This window comes from Alteromonas sp. ABH4_452, from assembly GCF_056311825.1.
Map to the genome: position 1 here is coordinate 499391 of NZ_CM149973.1, position 20242 is coordinate 519632.

17 protein-coding genes are annotated in these 20242 nt (G+C 45.9%); 5 read left to right on the forward strand and 12 right to left on the reverse strand.

Features of this window, described 5'->3' with window-relative positions; translation table 11 throughout:
• Positions 1 to 28 precede the first annotated feature (28 nt).
• The 8 genes from gspJ to gspC all read right to left on the reverse strand — a co-directional run bounded on the left by gspJ (position 29) and on the right by gspC (position 8049).
• Entirely contained in the window at positions 29 to 655 is a 627-nt protein-coding gene (gene gspJ, locus ACYX4N_RS02195) for a type II secretion system minor pseudopilin GspJ (RefSeq protein ID WP_476055463.1), read from the reverse strand.
• A gap of 1 nt (position 656) precedes the next feature.
• Complete coding sequence (gene gspI, locus ACYX4N_RS02200) at positions 657 to 1085, reverse strand: type II secretion system minor pseudopilin GspI (protein WP_476056409.1); 429 nt, start codon at positions 1083 to 1085, stop codon at positions 657 to 659.
• 26 nt (positions 1086 to 1111) lie between these two features.
• Positions 1112 to 1738, reverse strand: a complete 627-nt coding sequence (gspH, locus tag ACYX4N_RS02205) for a type II secretion system minor pseudopilin GspH (protein WP_476055464.1) — start codon at positions 1736 to 1738, stop codon at positions 1112 to 1114.
• Positions 1739 to 1743: 5 nt separating this feature from the next.
• Complete coding sequence (gspG, locus tag ACYX4N_RS02210) at positions 1744 to 2181, reverse strand: type II secretion system major pseudopilin GspG (RefSeq protein ID WP_012520130.1); 438 nt, start codon at positions 2179 to 2181, stop codon at positions 1744 to 1746.
• On the reverse strand, positions 2181 to 3407 hold the full coding sequence (gene gspF, locus ACYX4N_RS02215) for a type II secretion system inner membrane protein GspF (protein WP_476055465.1): 1227 nt from the start codon (positions 3405 to 3407) through the stop codon (positions 2181 to 2183). The genes gspG and gspF overlap by 1 nt, the downstream gene beginning before the upstream one ends.
• Positions 3408 to 4967 carry a type II secretion system ATPase GspE gene (gene gspE / locus ACYX4N_RS02220; RefSeq protein ID WP_474829101.1) on the reverse strand — a complete coding sequence of 520 codons (1560 nt, stop codon included), beginning with the start codon at positions 4965 to 4967 and terminating at the stop codon, positions 3408 to 3410.
• A 1-nt stretch (position 4968) separates the two neighbouring features.
• Positions 4969 to 7014 (reverse strand): type II secretion system secretin GspD, encoded by a 2046-nt coding sequence (gene gspD / locus ACYX4N_RS02225; protein ID WP_474803613.1) that lies wholly within the window; start codon positions 7012 to 7014, stop codon positions 4969 to 4971.
• A 114-nt stretch (positions 7015 to 7128) separates the two neighbouring features.
• Positions 7129 to 8049: a type II secretion system protein GspC gene (gspC, locus tag ACYX4N_RS02230; protein WP_474856681.1), complete on the reverse strand. Its 921-nt coding sequence runs from the start codon at positions 8047 to 8049 to the stop codon at positions 7129 to 7131.
• Between the two features lie 128 nt (positions 8050 to 8177).
• Between gspC and hslR the strand changes: the two genes are divergently transcribed.
• The 5 genes from hslR to ACYX4N_RS02255 all read left to right on the forward strand — a co-directional run bounded on the left by hslR (position 8178) and on the right by ACYX4N_RS02255 (position 15510).
• The gene (gene hslR, locus ACYX4N_RS02235; RefSeq protein ID WP_179984995.1) at positions 8178 to 8582 is read left to right on the forward strand and encodes a ribosome-associated heat shock protein Hsp15; all 405 of its coding nucleotides are present in this window, start codon (positions 8178 to 8180) and stop codon (positions 8580 to 8582) included.
• Positions 8583 to 8605: 23 nt separating this feature from the next.
• Positions 8606 to 9505, forward strand: a complete 900-nt coding sequence (hslO, locus tag ACYX4N_RS02240) for an Hsp33 family molecular chaperone HslO (protein WP_476055466.1) — start codon at positions 8606 to 8608, stop codon at positions 9503 to 9505.
• A 445-nt stretch (positions 9506 to 9950) separates the two neighbouring features.
• Positions 9951 to 11513, forward strand: coding sequence for a phosphoenolpyruvate carboxykinase (locus tag ACYX4N_RS02245; protein ID WP_476055467.1), 1563 nt, complete (start codon positions 9951 to 9953; stop codon positions 11511 to 11513).
• Positions 11514 to 11748: 235 nt separating this feature from the next.
• Entirely contained in the window at positions 11749 to 14175 is a 2427-nt protein-coding gene (locus tag ACYX4N_RS02250; RefSeq protein WP_476055468.1) for a TIM-barrel domain-containing protein, read from the forward strand.
• 153 nt (positions 14176 to 14328) lie between these two features.
• Positions 14329 to 15510, forward strand: a complete 1182-nt coding sequence (locus tag ACYX4N_RS02255; RefSeq protein ID WP_476055469.1) for an MFS transporter — start codon at positions 14329 to 14331, stop codon at positions 15508 to 15510.
• Positions 15511 to 15611: 101 nt separating this feature from the next.
• On the opposite strand, the gene envZ is transcribed toward ACYX4N_RS02255, so the two are convergent.
• The 4 genes from envZ to ACYX4N_RS02275 all read right to left on the reverse strand — a co-directional run bounded on the left by envZ (position 15612) and on the right by ACYX4N_RS02275 (position 20126).
• A complete protein-coding gene (envZ, locus tag ACYX4N_RS02260) occupies positions 15612 to 16946 on the reverse strand; it encodes a two-component system sensor histidine kinase EnvZ (RefSeq protein ID WP_476055471.1) in 1335 nt (444 codons plus the stop codon).
• 133 nt (positions 16947 to 17079) lie between these two features.
• Entirely contained in the window at positions 17080 to 17802 is a 723-nt protein-coding gene (gene ompR / locus ACYX4N_RS02265) for an osmolarity response regulator transcription factor OmpR (protein WP_118491268.1), read from the reverse strand.
• Between the two features lie 138 nt (positions 17803 to 17940).
• Positions 17941 to 19071, reverse strand: a complete 1131-nt coding sequence (locus tag ACYX4N_RS02270; protein WP_476055472.1) for a DUF2855 family protein — start codon at positions 19069 to 19071, stop codon at positions 17941 to 17943.
• A 149-nt stretch (positions 19072 to 19220) separates the two neighbouring features.
• A complete protein-coding gene (locus ACYX4N_RS02275; protein WP_474803640.1) occupies positions 19221 to 20126 on the reverse strand; it encodes a phosphoribulokinase in 906 nt (301 codons plus the stop codon).
• Positions 20127 to 20242: the final 116 nt, after the last annotated feature.

Genomic DNA, 20242 nt, shown 5'->3' on the forward strand with positions numbered 1-20242 from the left:
TTTAAAAGGCGTCTTCCTGTGTTTGGCATTATGACGATTCACCCGTAGTTAAGGTAAATTCCCTTCGAATTTTGCCAAAGTCTTTACTTACAAATTCTATCGCCACTGCCCGCGGTAGCGCCGCGCCTTTGTAGCTTTCACTCCACGAGATATCTTCTTCATCATCTAACGAACTGCTGTTCGAGGTGGCGAGAAACTCAATTTTTAAACTTTCTACGTCTTCTAGCAGCACTCGTACTTTGGGCTCGTAGCCAATAACATTATCCACGTAATTACTGTAAAGACGCTCAAGCTTGTTCTCTTGAAGCCTGTAGGCAACAAACTGCAAAGTACTTCTTGGCAGCATTAACTGAGGATTGTGCCAACCGCCCCGCACAAAACCAATGCCATCATCATCGCTGTCGTCGGTTTCTCCACCTGCCATTACTACATCTTGCTTTTCTCCGTTTACACGAGAAGCGCGAGGTACTGCCTGTTGAATATCACGTTCAATAGTGATCATGGCCCTCTGTAGCAATTGGAGCTTAGCAAAGCGCTCTTCAGAAATATCATTGCTGTCGATAACTGTGGTAAGCAATCCCGTTGACGCCAGCCCGATAAGGGTAAATATGGCCATGGCAATCAGTATTTCTATAAGCGTAAATCCGCGCTGCATACTAGTTCCCCGCCGTTGGCTTAGCCACAAAAGTGGTAACCGATGTCACTGAACTTTCGTAGCTTTCGTCTTCGCCTACCGAAACGGTAACTGCACGCAAGTCGTTATCGTTGGTCTTCGCAACGGTTTGTTGCCAGTACCAAGTGCGGTCAGCCATCTCCATGGTGCCTTTTAAATTATTTTTGGGCGGCCAGGTGGTATCAAGCTGAAGCTGGTTAAGTCGATTGCTTGCTACCCAATTGGCAAAAGTGACAGACTCTATTTGGCCAACGCTAGATAAGTGCTCGCCAGCCGCTTTGAGCACGGCGGTGCCTGTTAGTGCGAATATAAGGAGTGCCACCATAACTTCAAGTAGGGTTAAACCACGTTGGTTATGGGGGTTGTTAACCGCAATGCTCTTGCCAGAAGAATTTACCGAGTTTGTTCTCATACAAGGTGCTTTCATAGTGGTCGCGTTCATAATGGACGCTCCAGGGGACCTTCAAGCACTAAAGGCGGTAAGTCTTGGTTCTGCAAGCTGTAATAGACAGGGTCGTCGCCGTCATCGCCTTCATAATTGAACGATAGGCTAAAAGGTGTTATTTCGCCGCTCGACATAATCAGCACTTGAGGCGGAGGCAGCTTTTTCTCTTCTTCGTTACCTATTTCTACGCCTTCGTCAGAAACACTTAGGTTTTCGTCGAACAATTCTCTGTCAAAGAGTCTATCTTCAACGTCCCACGGAAGGTCGTCTAAATTTAAGGAGAAGGTAAAAGGTTCGGGTAACGTGAAAGGCTCGTAGGTTTTTTCGCCTTCAATACGCTGCCACTCATCATCGTCGTCTAGGTAAACGAAGTAGTATTCGTTTTTGTCAGCTTCAAAACGTACGCCTAGCTGTTGTTGATTTAACACCGCGAAGTCGCTGGCCATATCAATAATTACTTGCAGGCGTTGAGCTTGGGTTTTTAATAGGTCTGACTTACTTGCGCCGAAGGCGTTAAACATAATGTAACCCGCCGCCAAGCCCATAAGCAGCAGTACCAGCATGACTTCTAAAAGGGTAAAGCCTGCTTTATAAGCCGATGTACTGCCGCTGTAGCGCATAAAAGTTAGTTCAGGTATTCGTTAATGTTCCAGTTACCAATGTCATCATCAGTACCCGGTTCGCCGTCTGGACCATTAGAGAAAATATCTACTACGCCAAGTTCTCCTGGGCTAATTAGCGCATACGGGTTGCCCCACGGATCTTCAGGTAGGCGCTTAATGAAGCCACCTTCAGGGTAGTTACGAGGAATCGGGTCGATAGTCGGCGCGGTAACTAGCGCATCAAGACCTTGCTCAGTGGTTGGGAAGCGGTTGTTACGCAACTTGTACATTTCCAGCGCACTTTCCATTTGCTGGATGTCTACCGCGGCCTTTTTAAGCTGTGCTTCCTCTTGATTACCCAAAATTTGTGGTGCAACCATTGAGGCCATAATACCGATGATTAGAAGTACGACCATGACTTCAATCAAACTGAAACCAGAACTGCGATTAAGTGTTTTCATTAAATATTCACCATGTTGTTCAATGCTAAAATTGGTTGCAATATTGCCATAACGATAAACAGGACAATGCCTGCCATCGATACAATAAGTAAGGGTTCAAATACCTTAAGTGAGACACCAATAAGCGCTTCAAATTCCCTATCTTGATTATCTGCGGCACGAGCTAGCATCTGCTGTAGCTCGCCCGACTTTTCCCCTGATGCAATCATATGCATCATCATTGGTGGAAACATTTTTGTGTTATCTAGTGCAGCGCGTAAGCTTGAGCCTTCTTTAACGTTGACTGCCGCATCGGCTACTTGATTTTTAATATGCTGGTTTTCCAGTACATCGCCAGAAATACGCATAGCTTCAAGTAGCGGCACTGCGCTGGCGCTTAATATACTTAAGGTGCGAGCAAAACGGGCCGTATTTAAGCCCCTTGAAACTCGACCTATTAAAGGCAGTGTTAAAAGTGCTTTGTGATAGCGCAATTTCATGTGCTTTTGTTGCAGCACGCGCTGAATAATAACAATAAGTACGCCAATGCCAATTAGCATAAACAAACCGTAGTTCTGAAGCCATGTACTTACAGAAATAAGAAACTGTGTTATGCCCGGCAGGTCTTGCCCCATATGATCGAATTGCCCAACAATTTTAGGCACTACTACGGTTAACAGCAGTAATACGATACCCATTGCAAAGAACAGCATTAACGATGGGTAAATCATCGCTTGAGTAATTTGGCTGCGGGTTTGCTGCCTGCGCTCTGTGTAATCGGCCAGTCGGTTAAGCACGGTATCAAGGTGACCGGATTTTTCACCAGCTGCAACCATTGCGCGGTATAGTTCGTCAAACACACTAGGAAATTGTGCAAGCGCGTCTGCAAGGCCGTGACCTTCTACCACTTTACTGCGTACCGCCATCATCATGTTCTTCTGGCGGGGTTTTTCACACTGTTCGGCGACAGCGAGTAGTGCTTCTTCAACAGGAAGTGCTGATTCTACAAGCGTTGCCATTTGGCGTGTAAGAAGCGCTAAATCCGATGCTGAAATACGTGGTTTAAACAGTGAAAAAGAAAGTCCTTTGCCTTCGTTTTGTGACCGTTCTGCAACTTGCTCTACTTCTAACGGAATTAAGCCTTTTTCTCGCAGCTGTTGGCGTACCTGACGTGCGTTATCGCCTTCAAGTACCCCATTTGTATTTTTACCGCGGGCATTAACCGCTTTATAAGCGAATGCCGCCATTTAATCTTCCCTCGTTACTCGAAGCACTTCTTCAAGAGAAGTTTCTCCAGCTAGCACCTTGCTACAGCCGTCTTCACGGATGCTTGGGGTCGAGGTTCTGATATAACGTTCAATAGCTTGTTCGCCCACACCTTCGTGCATCATTTCACGCACTTTTTCATCAACTAATAACAGCTCGTGAATGCCGGTACGGCCACGGTAACCAGTTTGATTACACGCTGCGCAGCCGTGCGGCTTATAGATAGTGGTGTCGCTCGTTGCGCTCTGCCCTAGTACTTCAAGCTCAGAAGCGTCTGGCGTATGGGGCTTTTTACAATCTGAGCACAGGGTACGTACCAGTCGCTGTGACAATACGGCCAATAAGCTCGAAGACAGCAAAAATGGCTCAATACCCATGTCTTCTAGACGAGTAATGGCACCTGCTGCAGTATTGGTATGTAGTGTAGACAGCACTAAGTGACCGGTTAAACTGGCTTGAACGGCAATTTGTGCGGTTTCGATGTCGCGGATCTCACCCACCATGACTACATCAGGATCTTGACGCAAAATAGCGCGAAGCCCGCGGGCAAAGGTCATATCCACACGAGGGTTAACCTGTGTTTGTCCGATACCTGGCAGATCAAACTCGATAGGATCTTCAACCGTTAATATGTTTCTGTCTCGCGAGTTTATTTCAGTTAACCCGGCGTACAGCGTGGTACTTTTACCAGAACCCGTTGGGCCTGTAACCAAAATAATGCCGTGAGGCTTTCTGATAAGGGACGAAAAATGGTTTCGGTTTTGAAGCGTCATGCCCAAATCTTCTAGATTCAAACGAGCATTGTTTTTATCTAAAAGACGCAGCACCACGCGCTCACCGTGACTTGATGGCATGGTAGAAACACGAACATCCACAGCGCGACCGGCAATGCGAAGCGTAATACGACCATCTTGAGGTACGCGTTTCTCAGCAATGTCTAATTTCGCCATTACCTTGATACGCGAAACCAACATGGATGAAAGTTTGCGATTAGGACGTAAAATCTCGCGCAATACACCGTCTACCCGAAACCGAACAACAAGCTGATTCTCAAAGGTTTCGATGTGAATATCCGACGCACCTTCTTTTATCGCTTCGCCCAACATAGCGTTGATAAGCTTGATGATAGGCGCATCATCTTCACTGTCTAATAAGTCTTCAGTGTCAGGCAAGTCTTCGGCAAGGGCGAACAAGTCGCTTTCATTACCAAGGTCTTCCATAAGCTGTTTAGCTGCAGAGCTATCGCGCTGAAACGCACTCGTTAATAGGTTTTCAAACTCGTCAGCAGGGATAGTTTTAGGTACAAACGGTTCCCCATAAAAGCGCCTAACTTCGGCGAACACGTCAAATGGCGTATTTTCTGTAAAATACAGAACTGCAGGCGTTTCGTTGGTTTCAAGCAACACTTGGTTGCGTTTTGCAAAACTAAACGATAACTGCTTAGGGCCAGCCTCTTCTTCAGGTAAACCGGCCTCTTCACCCATGGCTTCTAGGGCTTCTTCTTGCGCCTCTAGTGCTTGAGTAAGTTGTTCATCCGCCATACTACTCGTTACCTTCTTTTTGCTTCTCTTTCTCTGAAAGGTACTCTTCAAATGAAGGTGGTAGGGCTAGTGCATCGTTCCACTCAGGCATGCTCGGCGTTTCAGCCGTTGGCATTAGAGACACACCTTCTTGCTGACGTTTAAGCTGTAGCGCTCGAATATAGTTGTATTTACGGTGACTGATTGAGTTCATAGTAGCGCCGTCACGCACAATCGTAGGTTTTAAAAATACCATTAGATTACGCTTACGCTTGCTGGTCGATGTGGTTTTGAAAAGGTGACCAAGAATAGGGATATCGCCTAAAAGCGGCACTTTAGACACACTTTCTTGTACGTCTTCATCAATCAATCCACCTAGTACGATAGTGCCGCCATCATCAACGATTACTGTGGTTTTAATTTCACGCTTGTTAATCGAGATATCTACCGAGGTTGCACCGCTTACGCTCGACACTTCTTGTTCAATAAGTAATTGAACTGCATCGCCTTCGTTAATTTGCGGTGTCACTTTAAGTTTGATACCCACTTCTTGACGGTCGACAGTTTGGAACGGGTTAGAGTTGTTCGCGCCCGTTGTAGTACCGGTAATAATCGGTACTTCCTGACCTACAATGAAAAACGCTTCTTCATTGTCCATGGTAGTTAGGTGAGGTGTGGCAAGAATATTAGAGTTGGTATCAGTGCTTACCGCTTGGACAACAGCGCCCCAGCCATTTTCGATAACACCGGCAATCAATCCATTAGCACCACCTAAAAGGCTGGCTAGTGAAGTATAGTCGCCTTCATCGGTGGTAGTCACAGTTACCACTTCACCGTCGTCGGTAACATAGGCTTCGGTATCTGTATCATCTTCTGCTTGCTTAAGGGCTACGGCTAATGAACCTACAGGAACTACACCGTTGCTAAATTGCGTGCCGCCACCTTGTTCTGAAACCCATTGTACACCTAGCGTTGTGCCATCGCCTTCAAACACTTCTACGATAATAGCTTCAACTTGTACCTGCGCACGGCGAATATCTAGCTGTCGCACCACTTCCTCAAGCGAGCGCATCATATCCGGCTCTGCGGTGATTACGATAGCGTTAGAGTCTTCATGTGCGTCAATGCTGATTTCGCGGTTTGAACTCGCTCGGCGTGACGTAGTACCGCTGCCTTGTTCTTCTGCTTGAATACTGGCCGATACGCCTTGAAGTACCTTAACTAAATCTTCTGCTTTTGCGTAGTTTAGGAACAATACGCGAGTGTTGCCATTGGACTCAAGTTCTTGGTCCATGCGCTGAATAAGGTTAATAAGACGCTGACGTGCTTTAACGTCGCCACTAACGATCACAGAGTTCGTTCTATCGTCTGCTACAACGCGAGGTTCAGATTTAGCTCCAGTATTCGCTTTGCCTTGTGATTTGTTGATACTTTCAATAATACGTACCATCTCAGAAGCTGACGCATAACGAAGTTTTACGATTTCGACTTCTTCATCGCCCGCGCGGTCTACGCGTTCAATAATTTCCACAAGACGATTCACTACCGCAGCACGGCCGGTTAGCATCATTACGTTTGATGGATCGTGGCTTACTACGTTACCGCCACCTGCTTGGTCATTTAGCTGACGTAAAATAGGAGCCAGTTCACGTACCGGTACGTTATAAACAGGCACTACGCGGGTAATAAACTCATCGCCGTCTTGTTGCGCGCCTTCCACTACTGGAATATTAGAAGTTTTCGCGTCTTTAGAGCGTACAACTTTTAAGATGCCGCTTGGCATTTCAACTACAGCAAAGTCGTAAACTTGGAGTACATTTAGGAAAAATTGATAATACTGATCTTCATTAAGCATGTCGTAACTGCGCACGCTAATTTTGCCGCGTACGTTTGGGTCGACAATAATGGTGCGCTCAAGGTTTTTGCCGACAATATTAATGAATTCATTGATGTCAGTATCTTTGAAATTAGGCATGTATTCAGCGGCAGTCACCGAGAAACACAGAAGCGCCGTACACATAGCTGTGCCTAAGCGAGATAATAGTTTATGGCTAGTGCGCCTTTTCATTCTAACTTCCTTCATTTCCTAACATGTCGATGGCTGAATTGCTTGTCAGTTACGTGCTGACCTCTACACAAACGCTTACTAGTAAAAAGCGAGACGTTACCGTTTTAGTTGTTGTTACGCCTCGGGTAAATCTAAGTAAAGCGTGGTTAAACTGCCATCTCGAATAATCGTTAATTCTATATTCTGTGCATTGCGTAGCTCAGACAGTGCCTCTTGCGATTGTTGCAAGTCGGTAAGGTCTAGCCCGTTAATTTGGGTAATGACATCGCCAGCCTGAAGCCCGGCCGATTTGAATAACTCAGGTTCTTTCCCAGGACTAACTTGATAACCTATAAGTTGACCTTCCTCAGTTTTCGGCGATATCGAAATAAAATCTGTAAAGCTAGCAGGCCGTTCACGAAGTGCCGCAGTTGCCTCTAATGCTTCATCGCTAAGCTCGACGGTATCTTCTTCTAATTCATCTTCTGGCTCAGGGCGATTTCTTGCCTGCATTTCACGGCGACGATTAGCTTCGTCGTAGTCAATGCCGTCTAGCATCAGGGTTTCGTTTCTTACCCCGTTTTTAATAATGACGCGGTCGTTATACACCTTTTGCAACGTGGCATTGGTGCCTTCGATTTTGTCGCCTAAACCATATACCGCTTGGCTTCCACGATTTTCAATAATCGCAGTACCAGCTTCTTGTTCCGAACTTGCTACTACACCCGTTAAAGTTAGATTCAAACGGGTTTCAGGGGCGTCGGTTACTTCGGCAACGGGTTCAGCAGGTTTAGCTGCCGCATTACCAAATAAATTCAGCTGTTGTATTTTCGCTATGTTGACCCCACTTTTGCCTGATGACGATGAAATAACCGGAGCTCGGCTTACTGTGGGTGTCGCAGATAGTTGAGGTTCAGGTATAATTCGCCACACAAGTTTGGCAGCAAATGCAATTAAATACAGGCTAAGCAGAACCACTACTATGGTATGTAGCTGTTTTTGATGCTGGCTTAGATAAACAACCAGAGATTGTGGATTGGGTTTATTGAATGTCATGCTGCCACTAATGGTACTGCTTTATTATAATATAGTGAATTTTTGGTTAACCGCGCTTTAGCAAACCCATAATAGCCTAGTAAAGGTGAGGGTCAAACACTAAAGCCGCACCATTACGAAATTATTACATGAGCCAATCGGAAAGTAACAATACACCACAAAATGTTAGGCTGGACAAGTGGCTATGGGCTGCAAGGTTCTTTAAGACTCGCGCCATCGCTAGAGATATGGTGCAGTCGGGAAAGGTCCAGTACAACGGGCAACGAGCCAAACCTGGTAAGCATGTAGAGCTTGGTGCCATGATTAAAGTTCCCGCAGGATGGGATATTCGTGAAATAAAGGTGCTAGGCTTAAGTGATAAGCGTTTAAGTGCACCTTTAGCGCAGGCGCTTTTCGAAGAAACGGCTGAAAGTGTAACAAAACGTGAAGAAAACCAAGCCGCACGAAAAATGAGCGCGTTTCACAGTCCTAAACCAGATCATAGACCTGATAAAAAGCAGCGACGACAGATTATTAAATTTAAGCAGCAATAGTGTGCTGCTCAACAGGATCATTTATGAGCGATTTCGATAAATTACACCGCTTCCTATTTACTCAAGCTAACGTTCGAGGCGAGTTGGTTCGTCTTGATGAAAGCTTAAAAAACATAGTGCACAGCTATGAATACCCAGTGCAAATTCAAACTTTGCTAAGTGAAATGGCAGCGGCGACGTCACTTTTAACGGCAACCCTTAAGTTTAAAGGTGAAATTTCACTGCAAATTCAAAGCAAAGGGCCAGTAAGTTACGCGGTATTAAATGCCACACATGAGCAAACGCTTCGCGGTGTGGCGCGCTGGGATGAAACACTGGAAACGCTGCCAGATACCTTTTCTGAGCTATTGTCACAGGCCGTACTGGTTATTACTATCACACCAGATGAAGGCGAGCGTTATCAAGGTGTAGTAGCTTTGGATAAACCGTCTCTTGCTGAATGTATTGAAGGCTACTTTGCTCAGTCAGAGCAGCTTGCAACCAGCGTTCATCTGATGACAGACATGAGCGACCCTAAAAATGCGAAAGCGTCGGGCGTGTTGTTGCAAGTACTACCTACCGATGCAAGCGCAACTGACGTGTCGCAGGCCAATGAATTTGCTCACATCTCAAAAATTACCGAAACACTGACCAAAGAAGAGATGTTCTCTTTGCCTGTTGAGGACATTTTGTATCGTCTTTATCACCAAGAAGATGTGGAAATGTACCCAGCTAAGGACGTATCGTTTGCGTGTTCTTGCTCAAAAGAGCGCAGCGCAGAAGCACTTCGTCATGTAGAGAAGTCTGAACTTCGCGCGATTATTGCGGAAGAAGGCGCGATCAAAATGAACTGTCAGTACTGCCATGCAGAATACCGCTTTGACAGTATAGACGTTGAAGCTATTCACAGTGGCAACTTCGACGCTCCTTCTTCTAATCAGTAACTACTTGTTTACTTCTGTGTTAAAGCACCTTCTTTCGAAGGTGCTTTTTTATTTCAGAACACCTCGCAGTATATCTCAATTCATTCGCTCAACACTTCACTTTTGGTCAAAAAATGCCCAGCAGTAAGTGTTTAACTTTTCTCCACAGTCACATTTTCCTTTTTCTCCCGGTTTCAGTGAAAGTTTTCACTCGCTGTTTCAAAAAAAATTTAATTTTTTATTTTGAAATTCATCGATCAATATAGGTTTTCTAATCCCTATTTTTGCATTTATATCCAAGGTAAAGGCTTTCTTTGTAATTAATTTACAATATTTATGAAATTAGTATGTTCTAAATAGTGAGTATGCGTTTTATAAATGCTCTAAAGGCCTTGTTTACATTACACTCAAAGAGGTGATACTTTTTTGAAAGTGCTTTTGAAAAATTACATATAGGGTAACAGCCATGACCGCAGCAGCCTCAATTCAAACGGAACTGAAAGTAACGCCACTTATCGACCTGCCAAATGCAGAGCTCATCGAACGCGCCGTATTGCGCGGAGAAGGTGTATTAGACAAAAACGGCGCGCTTGTCGTTGAAACCGGCAAACGTACCGGTCGTTCTCCAAACGACCGGTTTATTGTGAAAGAGCCAACTACCGAAAACGACATCGATTGGGGCAAGGTTAACAAGCCTTTTGACGCCGACAAATTCGATGCACTGTGGGATAGAGTAGAAGCTTATCTTTCTACCCAAGAACACTTTCTTTCACACCTTCAAGTGGGCTCTGACCCTGAACATGCTTTATCTCTAGAGGTAAGAACGCAAACTGCTTGGCAGCACGTGTTTGCTCGTAATCTATTTATTATTCCAGAACAGTGGAATGTTAAAGGTGACCAGCCATGGCAAATCTTAAACGTACCTGGTTTCACCTGTGAGCCAGAGCGTGACGGCACTAACAGCGACGGCACGGTTATCATCAATTTCGCGAAAAAACGCGTATTGCTTGCGGGCATGCGTTACGCGGGCGAGATGAAAAAAGCCATGTTCTCAGTGCAAAACTTCCTGCTTCCAGCAAAAGATGTACTACCTATGCACTGCTCAGCCAATGTGGGTGAAGAAGGCGATGTGACCTTGTTCTTTGGCCTTTCAGGTACTGGTAAAACTACGCTCTCAGCTGACCCTAAGCGTTTCTTGATTGGTGATGACGAGCACGGCTGGGCACCAGGTAGCGTATTTAATATCGAAGGCGGTTGTTACGCTAAGTGTATCGATCTTTCTCAAAAGAACGAGCCAGTAATTTGGAATGCGATTAAGTTTGGCACTATTTTAGAAAACGTAGTGCTTGATGATACGCGTACACCAGATTACACGGATACATCGCTAACCCAAAACTCACGTGCGGCCTACCCACTTTCACACATTGAAAAGCGCGTTGCTGAAAACCGTGGTGGAGAACCTCGCTCAGTGGTATTTTTAACCTGTGACGTAAGCGGCGTATTACCTCCGGTTTCTGTACTAACTGAAGAAGCTGCGGCGTATCACTTCCTAAGCGGTTACACAGCGAAAGTAGGCTCTACTGAAATTGGCTCTACTAGCGATATTGAATCAACCTTCTCAACTTGTTTTGGTGCGCCTTTCTTTCCGCGTCCAGCAGGCGTGTATGCAGAACTACTGATTAAGCGTGTTAAAGCGTTTGGTGCAAAGGTTTACCTAGTTAATACCGGTTGGACAGGCGGTCCTTACGGCACAGGTAGCCGTTTCGATATCCCTACTACGCGCGCCATCATCGATGCGATTGTATCGGGCAATTTGGCTGATGTGGAAACTCAGCACATTGACGCGTTAAACCTAGATGTGCCAGTGGCAATAGACGGTATAGACAGCAATTTGCTTGTGCCTCAAAACACGTGGGCGGATAAAGAGAAGTACAACGAATACGCCGCTAACTTAGTTAACGACTTTAAACAGAACTTTGAAAAATATAACGTTAGCGACGCTATCGTTAAAGCCGGGCCGGGTAACTAATACTCGGTTCGCCCCTTCCCAACGTTCATCACACTCAACGTGATTGATGTTTTGCCCGCACCGTGTTGCGGGCTTTTTTTGTATTTTTGTTAACAAATTTAACATTATGAATACGTATGTTTATTTAAGTCGAGCAATGCACTAGCTATCATTCACAGTACACAAGTAGGCTTTAATTAAGCGAGCTTCGTCAATTAAGTGCGCTTCGCTAGGAAGCATAAATAAGGTTTTGAGCATGATAGACAGGAAACAGCGTATAGCACTTGCATGTGCTAGTTTTGCATTTTTTTCGGTAAATACGGTAGCCGAAGTTCAAAGAGCGACACTCGAAAAAGCTACGCTAAATATTGATACGGATACCAATGACTTCACGATAAGCGCGTTGCACGATAGTGGCTTTCAAGTAACGTATCTTACTGATGATAATGGCACGCCTTACGCAAATCTACCGTCTATGGCGCTTCCCGAGCACGCGTTGACTGATGCAACAAAAAACACCGTTAATGATGTAGAGCTAGTTGAAACTGCGACAACCCTAATCCTAAAGCTCAACAATATTGCAGCGCATGTTGATAAGTCGACGCACGCTATCAGCTATTCCGTAAACGGCAAAATTGTAGCGAAAGAGCAAGGCGGACTAAGTGTTTCCAGTAACGGCGTCAGCCTGTCGTTTGCGCTAGATGAAAACGAAAAACTCTATGGTGGCGGCCAGCGCGTACTAGGTATGGACCGTCGTGGTCATAGCATGCCGCTATACAACAAAGCACACTACGGTTACACCACCTCTTCAAATCAAATGTACTTTGGCTTATCGGCGGTGATGTCGTCAAAAAATTATAGTGTATTGTTCGATAACACTGCTTCTGGCGAGCTAGATATTGGCAAAACGAACAGCGACGAGTTGCTATTTAAGGCGCAAGGTGGGCGCGCCAGCTACATCATGGTGTTGGGTGAAAACCTAGAAGATACGGTAACGTCTACTGTAGCAGTAACGGGAAAACAGCCGCTTCCACCGCGTTGGTTGTTAGGTAACTTTGCTTCTCGCTTTGGTTATAAGTCGCAGCAGCAGGTAATGGATGTTGTCGACCAATTTAACACGCAAGATATTCCTGTTGATGCTGTGGTGCTAGACCTTTACTGGTTTGGTAAAGACATAAAAGGGCACATGGGAAACTTAAGCTGGGACACAACCACGTTCCCAGAACCTGAAAAAATGATTAGCGAGCTACGCGCTCAAGATGTAAAAACCGTACTTATAACAGAACCGTTTATTCTTACGACGTCAAAGCAATGGGATAGCGCTGTTGCCAATAATGCCCTTGCGCAAAACGATAATGGCACGCCGTATACCTTCGATTTCTATTTTGGCAATACCGGCCTAGTTGATGTATTCAGTGAGTCCGGCCAAAATTGGTTTTGGCAATACTATAAAAAGCTTGCTGCACAGGGTGTTGCCGGCTGGTGGGGCGACTTGGGCGAGCCTGAAGTGCACCCTGATGATATTCAGCACATGTGGCAATCGAAAAAAGTAAGTGGTGCGGAAGTTCATAATGGTTATGGCCACCAGTGGGCCAAAACCGTATATAACAACTTAACAGAGCTTCAACCTGACACGCGCCCGTTCGTGCTCATGCGTTCAGGCTTTTTGGGCAGCCAACGTTATGGAATGGTGCCGTGGACGGGCGATGTAAGTCGAAGCTGGGGCGGGCTTAAGCCACAGGTAGAGTTGGCACTTCAAATGAGTGTTTTTGGAATGGCGTATACCCATTCTGATTTAGGCGGGTTTGCTGGAGGCGAAACCTTTGATGCCGAGCTTTATACAAGATGGCTTCAGTTCGGTACCTTTTCACCGGTATTTAGGCCTCATGCACAGGATAATATTGCCCCAGAGCCTGTTTTCCATGCCGACCCCGTGAAGTCTATTGCACGCAAGTTTATTCAACTTCGTTACGACATGCTGCCGTACAATTATTCATTGGCGTTTGAAAATGCACTGAACGGCACACCGCTAATGCGCCCATTGGCCATGGAGTATAGTGAAAGCTCATGGTTTGAAAACGCTGACAGCTATTTATGGGGCGACGCGCTGTTGGTGTCACCCGTGACTAGCTCTGACCAGACCCTATGGCCGACAGTTCTTCCTGAAGGCGTTTGGTTCGACTTTTTCTCAAACACCAAATACCAAGGCGGGCAAACGGTAGATTACCCGTTAACCCAAGAAAACTTCCCTGTATGGGTTAAAGCAGGCGCCTTTATGCCCATGTCAAAAGGGCTTGATCGTACCGAGCAGTTTAATGCTCGCCAGCTAGAGATACATTACTGGCACGATAGCTCTGTCGCTTCATCTTCTTACACCTATTACGAAGATGACGGTAAGAATCCAGCGTCTGTTGAAAAAGGTTTGTACACTAGTTTACAGCTACGCTCGTCAGTTGATGATAACGCTGAGTTAACCCTTTCTCTTGGCAGTGACGGCAGCTATATCGGTATGCCGAAGCAGCGCAACATCACCTACGTGGTGCACGGCTTTAGTCAAAAACCTTCGCGTGTTTTGATTGATGGCCATAGCGTGCCAGTTGCATGGGATGAAAAAGGGAAAACGCTTTCGCTTGCATTTAACTGCGACTATCAGCAGTCTGTTGAAGTTGTGATCATGCGATAATGTAAGTTGTGCTCATGAGATAAGAAAGGGCCCTGATCTGTCTTACTAGGCAGTTTTCCCAAGGGCACACTTTCTAAGTTAAGGGCGCTACCTAGATTGTGCCCTTACAACTACATCTGATGTTTCCCAACTGATATCAACTGTGGAGCCTAAATGAGCCGACTTCCCGCGACCATTGTTATTTTTGCCGGTTTTTTCTTAATTGGTAAGTTATTTCTTTTATGGGGAATACTTCTACCTGATATTGCCGCCGATCTGAATATGTCTGAGGTCGTCAGTGGTGCTTTGTTCTCGCTGTTTTCGGTAGGCATGATGTTGGGCGCGGTGATTGGCGGTAAATACGCCAGTCGCTTCGAGTACATGCCGCTATTAGCGACCCTGTTTAGCATGAATACGGGGCTTCTGCTTTTAGTCTCAGTACTGTCATCTTGGCAATGGTTTCTGGTGTTAGCTGTTTTGATTGGGGTGGTAAGCTCAACGATCTTTACCATAGGTCACACACTAATCGCGCGGATGTACGCTGAAAAGCGCTTTACTATGATGGGCTTAATGGACTTCATGTTCAGCTTAGGTACGTTTGCTGCGTCGTTTTTTGTAACACTGTTATATCTTATTGAACAAAACTGGCGGTTGCCTATTCAAGTAGTGGCTGGCGTGATGATCATTCTATCGTGCTATACCTATATCGCTGCGCGGTCGCAGGCAAAAGTTCTCAAAGGTCAGCCAAAACAGCCTAAGAAAACCTTGGCATTTGGCACCATCATCAAACAGCCCGTTTTTATATTTCTAGCCTTACTCACATTTGGCTATGGCGCGGTAGAGTTTGGTAACGCTAACTGGTTTGTGAGCTATGCGCAAAACGGCTTAGGCTTTAGCGGTGAACAGTCGCGTAATCTACTCGCATGCTTTACCGCAGGTATGGTTATAAGTCGCCTGACCTTTCCATTTCTGCTTCGCTTTGTGTCACTCCATCGCATGGTAGTGCTTATGGCTACCGCTTCCCTTGCTGGTGTCTTTGCGCTTAAGCTGATGCCAACTTTCTATGGCATAGGCGCGGGGAATTTATTACTAGGTTTAGGATTAGGTGGGCTTTTCCCGCTTGCACTGTCTGCGGCAATGAATATCGACAGCGACAACGGCCCTGTGCTTTCTGGCATTGCGATTATCGGCAATTCTACCGGGGTGCAGGTCGCTTCTTTTTCTACCGGGCTTTGGGCTAACTTTGTACCGCTTACCACGGCATTTTGGGTGATCCCGATAGGGGGTTGTGTGCTGTGGCTAGCTTCTTATGGTTACAGCAGAAAGATAAAGTACCACAAAGACCCCGTAGGCTGAGCGCTCTGAGAAGGCTGAGAAGCCTAAGAAAGCTGGCTTTGTGCGAACAAACATTTCTAGCCGGTATGCATAGCGCTACAAATTAACGGTGTAACGCTGCGCTATTTCTTTTCTGGCAGTTCAGATAGGTATGGCAGGTAAAACTCGGCAACCAGTCCTTGCTGCGGGTGGTTTCTAAGCGACACTTCGCCATCGTGAGCCTCTACAATTCTTCGAATAATGGCAAGTCCTAAGCCAGAGCCTGACGAGTTACGGGCTTTATCACCTTGCGCAAACGGCATGAAAACACTGTTTAATTCTTCTTCTGGAATGCCTCGCCCGAAATCACGCACTTTGCAATACACACGCTTTTCGTGACGGTTATAGAAACTGCTAATGGCGATTTCATCAGAGCCGTATTTAAAAGCATTTTCAATGAGGTTGTCGATGACGCGTTTCATTGCAATACGCCGCAGCGATAATGGCGGGATGGCGTTAAGCTTTAATTCAATATGATGTTTATCATCCAAGTGCCTTGCTTGCACTAGCTCTGCAATAATCGCGTTTAAATCGGTTTCTTGTGTGACTTCTTCTGTGTCATAACGTGCATAGTCAATGAACTGGTCGATGATAGCGTTCATGTCCTCTATGTCGTTCACAATGCCGTCTTTTATCCAATCCTGATCTTCCGGCAGCATTTCTGATGCAAGGCGAATACGAGTAAGCGGCGTGCGCAAGTCGTGAGAAATACCTGCGGTCATGATATTACGGTCGTTCTCTAGCTGCTTTATGCCCTGATTCATACGGTTAAAAGCGCGAGTAACCTGGATCATTTCCGTGCTGCCTTGTTCGCGAAGCGGCGCTGGATGCTCACCTTTACCCACGGCAATTGCTGCTTTTTGTAAGGCTGATAATGGCCGCGTCATACGCCTTACAAACAGCCAGCCACCCGCTACGCTCAATATCCCAATTACCATTAAATATATAGTCAGTGGGGAGATATTCGCTTCGTTTAACCCCGAAATGGGAATAGAAATCCAAGTGTCTGGGTAGCGATTAAGAGATATCCACACAATGTAAGGCGCGTTCTCGTCGCTAGCTTGTGAGGTTGTGCTAATGCGTACATCGGCAAGCTGTCTTAGCTGTTCACTAACCTGCGTTGATATATAGCTGTAATAAACCGCGCTTTCTAGACCGTTCTCTCTCGCTACGCTTTCATCAAATACTTGAACCTGCGTTTGCTGAAAGTAGCTGTCCCTTGTTTCTTGATTAGTCACCAGTAAATCGTTAGCCAGTACCGACTTTACTTGTGTGGCCAATAAGCTATTAATTTGCTGGTAGCTAGGATGAATAAAGTAATAGGTGACCGAGATGTAGGACACAATTTGGTTTATGAGCAACAACACGCCAATAAGCATGACGGTTTGACCAAATGCACTTTTGGGAATTAAACGCATAACATGCCGTCGCTGTGAGCAATGAGCCAGTGTCTGTAATGACAGTATGTGAACGCGTAGTTAGCCGTCATGAATACATACTTTACTAGCGAACTGGCTAAGGCGGTAGCATCCGCCGTATCCATCATAGGTGCTAAACTTGTTCGCCATCAGGCACGAATACGTAGCCCAATCCCCACACAGTTTGAATGTAGCGCGGGTTGGCTGGGTCGTCCTCGAGCATTCTCCGAAGGCGAGAAACTTGAACATCAATACTGCGTTCTAGGGCGCTGTAGTCTCGGCCTCGCGCTAAGTTCATCAGCTTGTCTCGTGACAATGGCTCGCGGGGGTGAGTAACCAAAGACTTCAATACTGCAAACTCGCCGCTTGTCAGAGTGAGCGGCGTATCGCCTGCTGTCATCTCTCGGGTGGCGAGATTAAGTTTGTAATTGCCAAACTCCACAATTTGCACGTCTTTAGACGGCGCGCCCGGCGCTTCGCTGCTGCGCCTGCGCAATACTGCTTTAGCGCGGGCTAAAAGCTCGCGCGGGTTAAATGGCTTTGGCAAATAATCATCTGCACCCATTTCAAGGCCAATAATGCGGTCAACTTCATCGCCCTTTGCGGTAAGCATAATAATGGGCATGTCGTTTTCTTGCTGACGCAGACGGCGACAAATAGATAAACCATCTTCGCCCGGTAGCATAAGATCTAAAACCATAAGGTGAAAATTCTCGCGCTCAAGCAGTCTATCCATTTGCTCTGCGTTGGCCGCACTGCGAACTTGATAGCCTTGTTCTAGCAAATAGCGCTCTAACAAACTGCGCAGGCGCATGTCATCATCAACAACGAGAATTTTAGAGGTTTCCTGACCCATACTCATACCTTTCGTTTTACTTTTGATTCACTATAACCACAAGATGTGAAATACAAAAGCGAGAAAGCGTAAAAGGCCGGGGATGTTTGTTACAAATAGTGTCTAAAGCGGGCAAGAACCCCGGGTGCTTATATAATGCTAATCAAAGGTAGCAACATTAAGGGCTTTAGTATTGGCCGAGCCGTTAAGTGTCTCCAAATATAACTGTGTTATTGCATCAGTGCCACGGTGTGACTGTTCGAAGAACTGATCGCTGACTTTTAAGGCGAAGCGCTGCCATGCACCCGCGTATTTTGCTAAAAAGGCCTCATGCCCCCATTCCCCTTGGCGCAGTTTTACGCGTGCTGGTGCGAAGAAAATCTCTGCATTAAGCAGTTTGGGGTTGGGCTTTTCTTCGGCTTTCCAATCTGTTGCACCAATTAAGGTTACCTCGCTTAAACTATCGCCAAGCAGCTCGCTAAGGTTATTAATTAGCGTGCCGTTAGCCGCGAAATCAAGAAGCCAGTAGCGTGAATCGCTTTTGTCACTCGTAAGCGCATTAAGGTCATCATAGCTATACACTGCATCGTAGCAGTCAGACGCTTTGACCATATCCACATTAGACTGAGAGGTTAACCCAATCACTTGATAGTTGGCGTTTCGTGACGCTTTTTGATCTTTTAGTAGTTGCGCTGTACCCAACGCGGTTTTACTTGAAGCGCTAGATAGCAGTAAGGTTTCACCCTTTGCTTTCTCTGCCACGTAGTCATCAAGCACAAACGAGGTCATATAAAGAGGCCTGAAATTTAGCTGCCATGCCTCACGGTCTTTGTTGTAGCCAGGGTCCGCTGCACAGCGTAGGTATTGGTCGTAAACGGGGCTAATGCTTTTGCGTTGTTCGTGAATGTCAGAAAAGCCATGAGGCGCCACTTTACCAGCCTTTATCACCCAGTGGCTCGCCATAGGAAGGTAACCAAACACTTTCTCACCTTCGCAAATATCAGGGTGGTTCGAGGCTTTGACTGTGGCAAAGCCCCAAACAGGTACTATTCCGAAGCCGTTTGGGTTATCACCATTGTCATCACTTTGTGGTGGAAAGAAACCCCAATAACCCATTTTAAAACCCAGCGCCGCATAGGTGATGTTATTGGCAGAAAAGCCGAAGCTATCGGTCTCAAGCAATACTTCGTCTTGCTGTAAATCGCTTACGTTTATATCGCAGTGAACAACTTTCGTGTTAGAAAGGTCTTGCTGATCTATCCAAATCTGCTGGCTTTGAAATGTAGTCATAATAGATGCCCGACGGTCATAGAACTGGGTTAAAAAGCTTAGTCAAAAAAAAGCTAAGCAGTTAAAAACCTAGACTGACGCAGAGGAATAGCCATTACGACTTAATGTTTTAAATATATGCCTATAGAAGTGGTGTATATAACCTGAGGCTACTCGTCGGTATTAAGCCAATCCATCTGATGGCCGGCTCTTCGCTTTTTATTTAAAATATCTTCAAGCAGCGGAGTTAGGATAAGTTCCATTGCCAACGCAATTTTACCACCTGGCACCACTAGCGTATTGATACGCGACATAAATGAACCGTCAATCATTTGAAGCAAGTAAGGATAGTCGACATTCTTCATCTCTCGTCTGAAGCGTACTACAACAAAGCTTTCATCTTGGGTGGGAATTTCCCTAGCGCTGAAAGGGTTCGAGGTATCAACGGTCGGGACGCGCTGAAAGTTAACGTGGGTGCGAGAAAACTGCGGCGTAATATAGTGGAAGTAATCGTCTAGGCCGCGAACAATACTGCTCATAACGGCTTCACGAGAATGGCCACGATCAGTGGTGTCGCGCACAATTTTTTGAATCCACTCTAAGTTTACAATCGGCACCATGCCGACCAGCAAGTCTACGTGCTTTGCGACGTCATTTTCTTCAGTTTTAACGCCGCCATGTAAACCTTCATAAAACAGCAAATCAGTGTTTTGAGGTAAATCTTGCCACGGTGTAAAGGTCCCCGGCATCTGGTTAAAAGGAACGGCTTCATCAAAGGTGTGAAGGTATTGCCTAAACTGTCCCGTCCCCGAACTGCCATATTCTCTAAAAAGCGTCTCCAGCAGTTCAAAGTCGTTGGCTTTAGGGCCAAAATAGCTGATATGCCTGCCTTGTTCTTGGGCTTTACGAATTTCTACTTCCATTTCTGGGCGAGTGAAACGATGGAAACTATCACCGCCAACTACTGCAGCATTAACATTTAAGTTCCTGAAAATATGGCGAATAGCATTGGTCGTGGTAGTAGTACCCGCGCCGGAAGAACCTGTTATAGCAATAATAGGGTGTTTGACAGACATAGGAATTCTTTTTGGAAATGACGGGTACTAGTTATAAGCTGATGCGCGACAAGAATCAAGGGGACGACTACCTGCATATTATCGAATTTCGGGCGTGAATTTGCGTGTGAGCCTAC

Coding starts and splice junctions, on each gene's coding strand:
- gspJ (WP_476055463.1), bottom strand. CDS start 655: ATGCAGCGCGGATTTACGCTTATAGAAATACTGATTGCCATGGCCATA.
- gspI (WP_476056409.1), bottom strand. CDS start 1,085: ATGAGAACAAACTCGGTAAATTCTTCTGGCAAGAGCATTGCGGTTAAC.
- gspH (WP_476055464.1), bottom strand. CDS start 1,738: ATGCGCTACAGCGGCAGTACATCGGCTTATAAAGCAGGCTTTACCCTT.
- gspG (WP_012520130.1), bottom strand. CDS start 2,181: ATGAAAACACTTAATCGCAGTTCTGGTTTCAGTTTGATTGAAGTCATG.
- gspF (WP_476055465.1), bottom strand. CDS start 3,407: ATGGCGGCATTCGCTTATAAAGCGGTTAATGCCCGCGGTAAAAATACA.
- gspE (WP_474829101.1), bottom strand. CDS start 4,967: ATGGCGGATGAACAACTTACTCAAGCACTAGAGGCGCAAGAAGAAGCC.
- gspD (WP_474803613.1), bottom strand. CDS start 7,014: ATGAAAAGGCGCACTAGCCATAAACTATTATCTCGCTTAGGCACAGCT.
- gspC (WP_474856681.1), bottom strand. CDS start 8,049: ATGACATTCAATAAACCCAATCCACAATCTCTGGTTGTTTATCTAAGC.
- hslR (WP_179984995.1), top strand. CDS start 8,178: ATGAGCCAATCGGAAAGTAACAATACACCACAAAATGTTAGGCTGGAC.
- hslO (WP_476055466.1), top strand. CDS start 8,606: ATGAGCGATTTCGATAAATTACACCGCTTCCTATTTACTCAAGCTAAC.
- ACYX4N_RS02245 (WP_476055467.1), top strand. CDS start 9,951: ATGACCGCAGCAGCCTCAATTCAAACGGAACTGAAAGTAACGCCACTT.
- ACYX4N_RS02250 (WP_476055468.1), top strand. CDS start 11,749: ATGATAGACAGGAAACAGCGTATAGCACTTGCATGTGCTAGTTTTGCA.
- ACYX4N_RS02255 (WP_476055469.1), top strand. CDS start 14,329: ATGAGCCGACTTCCCGCGACCATTGTTATTTTTGCCGGTTTTTTCTTA.
- envZ (WP_476055471.1), bottom strand. CDS start 16,946: ATGCGTTTAATTCCCAAAAGTGCATTTGGTCAAACCGTCATGCTTATT.
- ompR (WP_118491268.1), bottom strand. CDS start 17,802: ATGGGTCAGGAAACCTCTAAAATTCTCGTTGTTGATGATGACATGCGC.
- ACYX4N_RS02270 (WP_476055472.1), bottom strand. CDS start 19,071: ATGACTACATTTCAAAGCCAGCAGATTTGGATAGATCAGCAAGACCTT.
- ACYX4N_RS02275 (WP_474803640.1), bottom strand. CDS start 20,126: ATGTCTGTCAAACACCCTATTATTGCTATAACAGGTTCTTCCGGCGCG.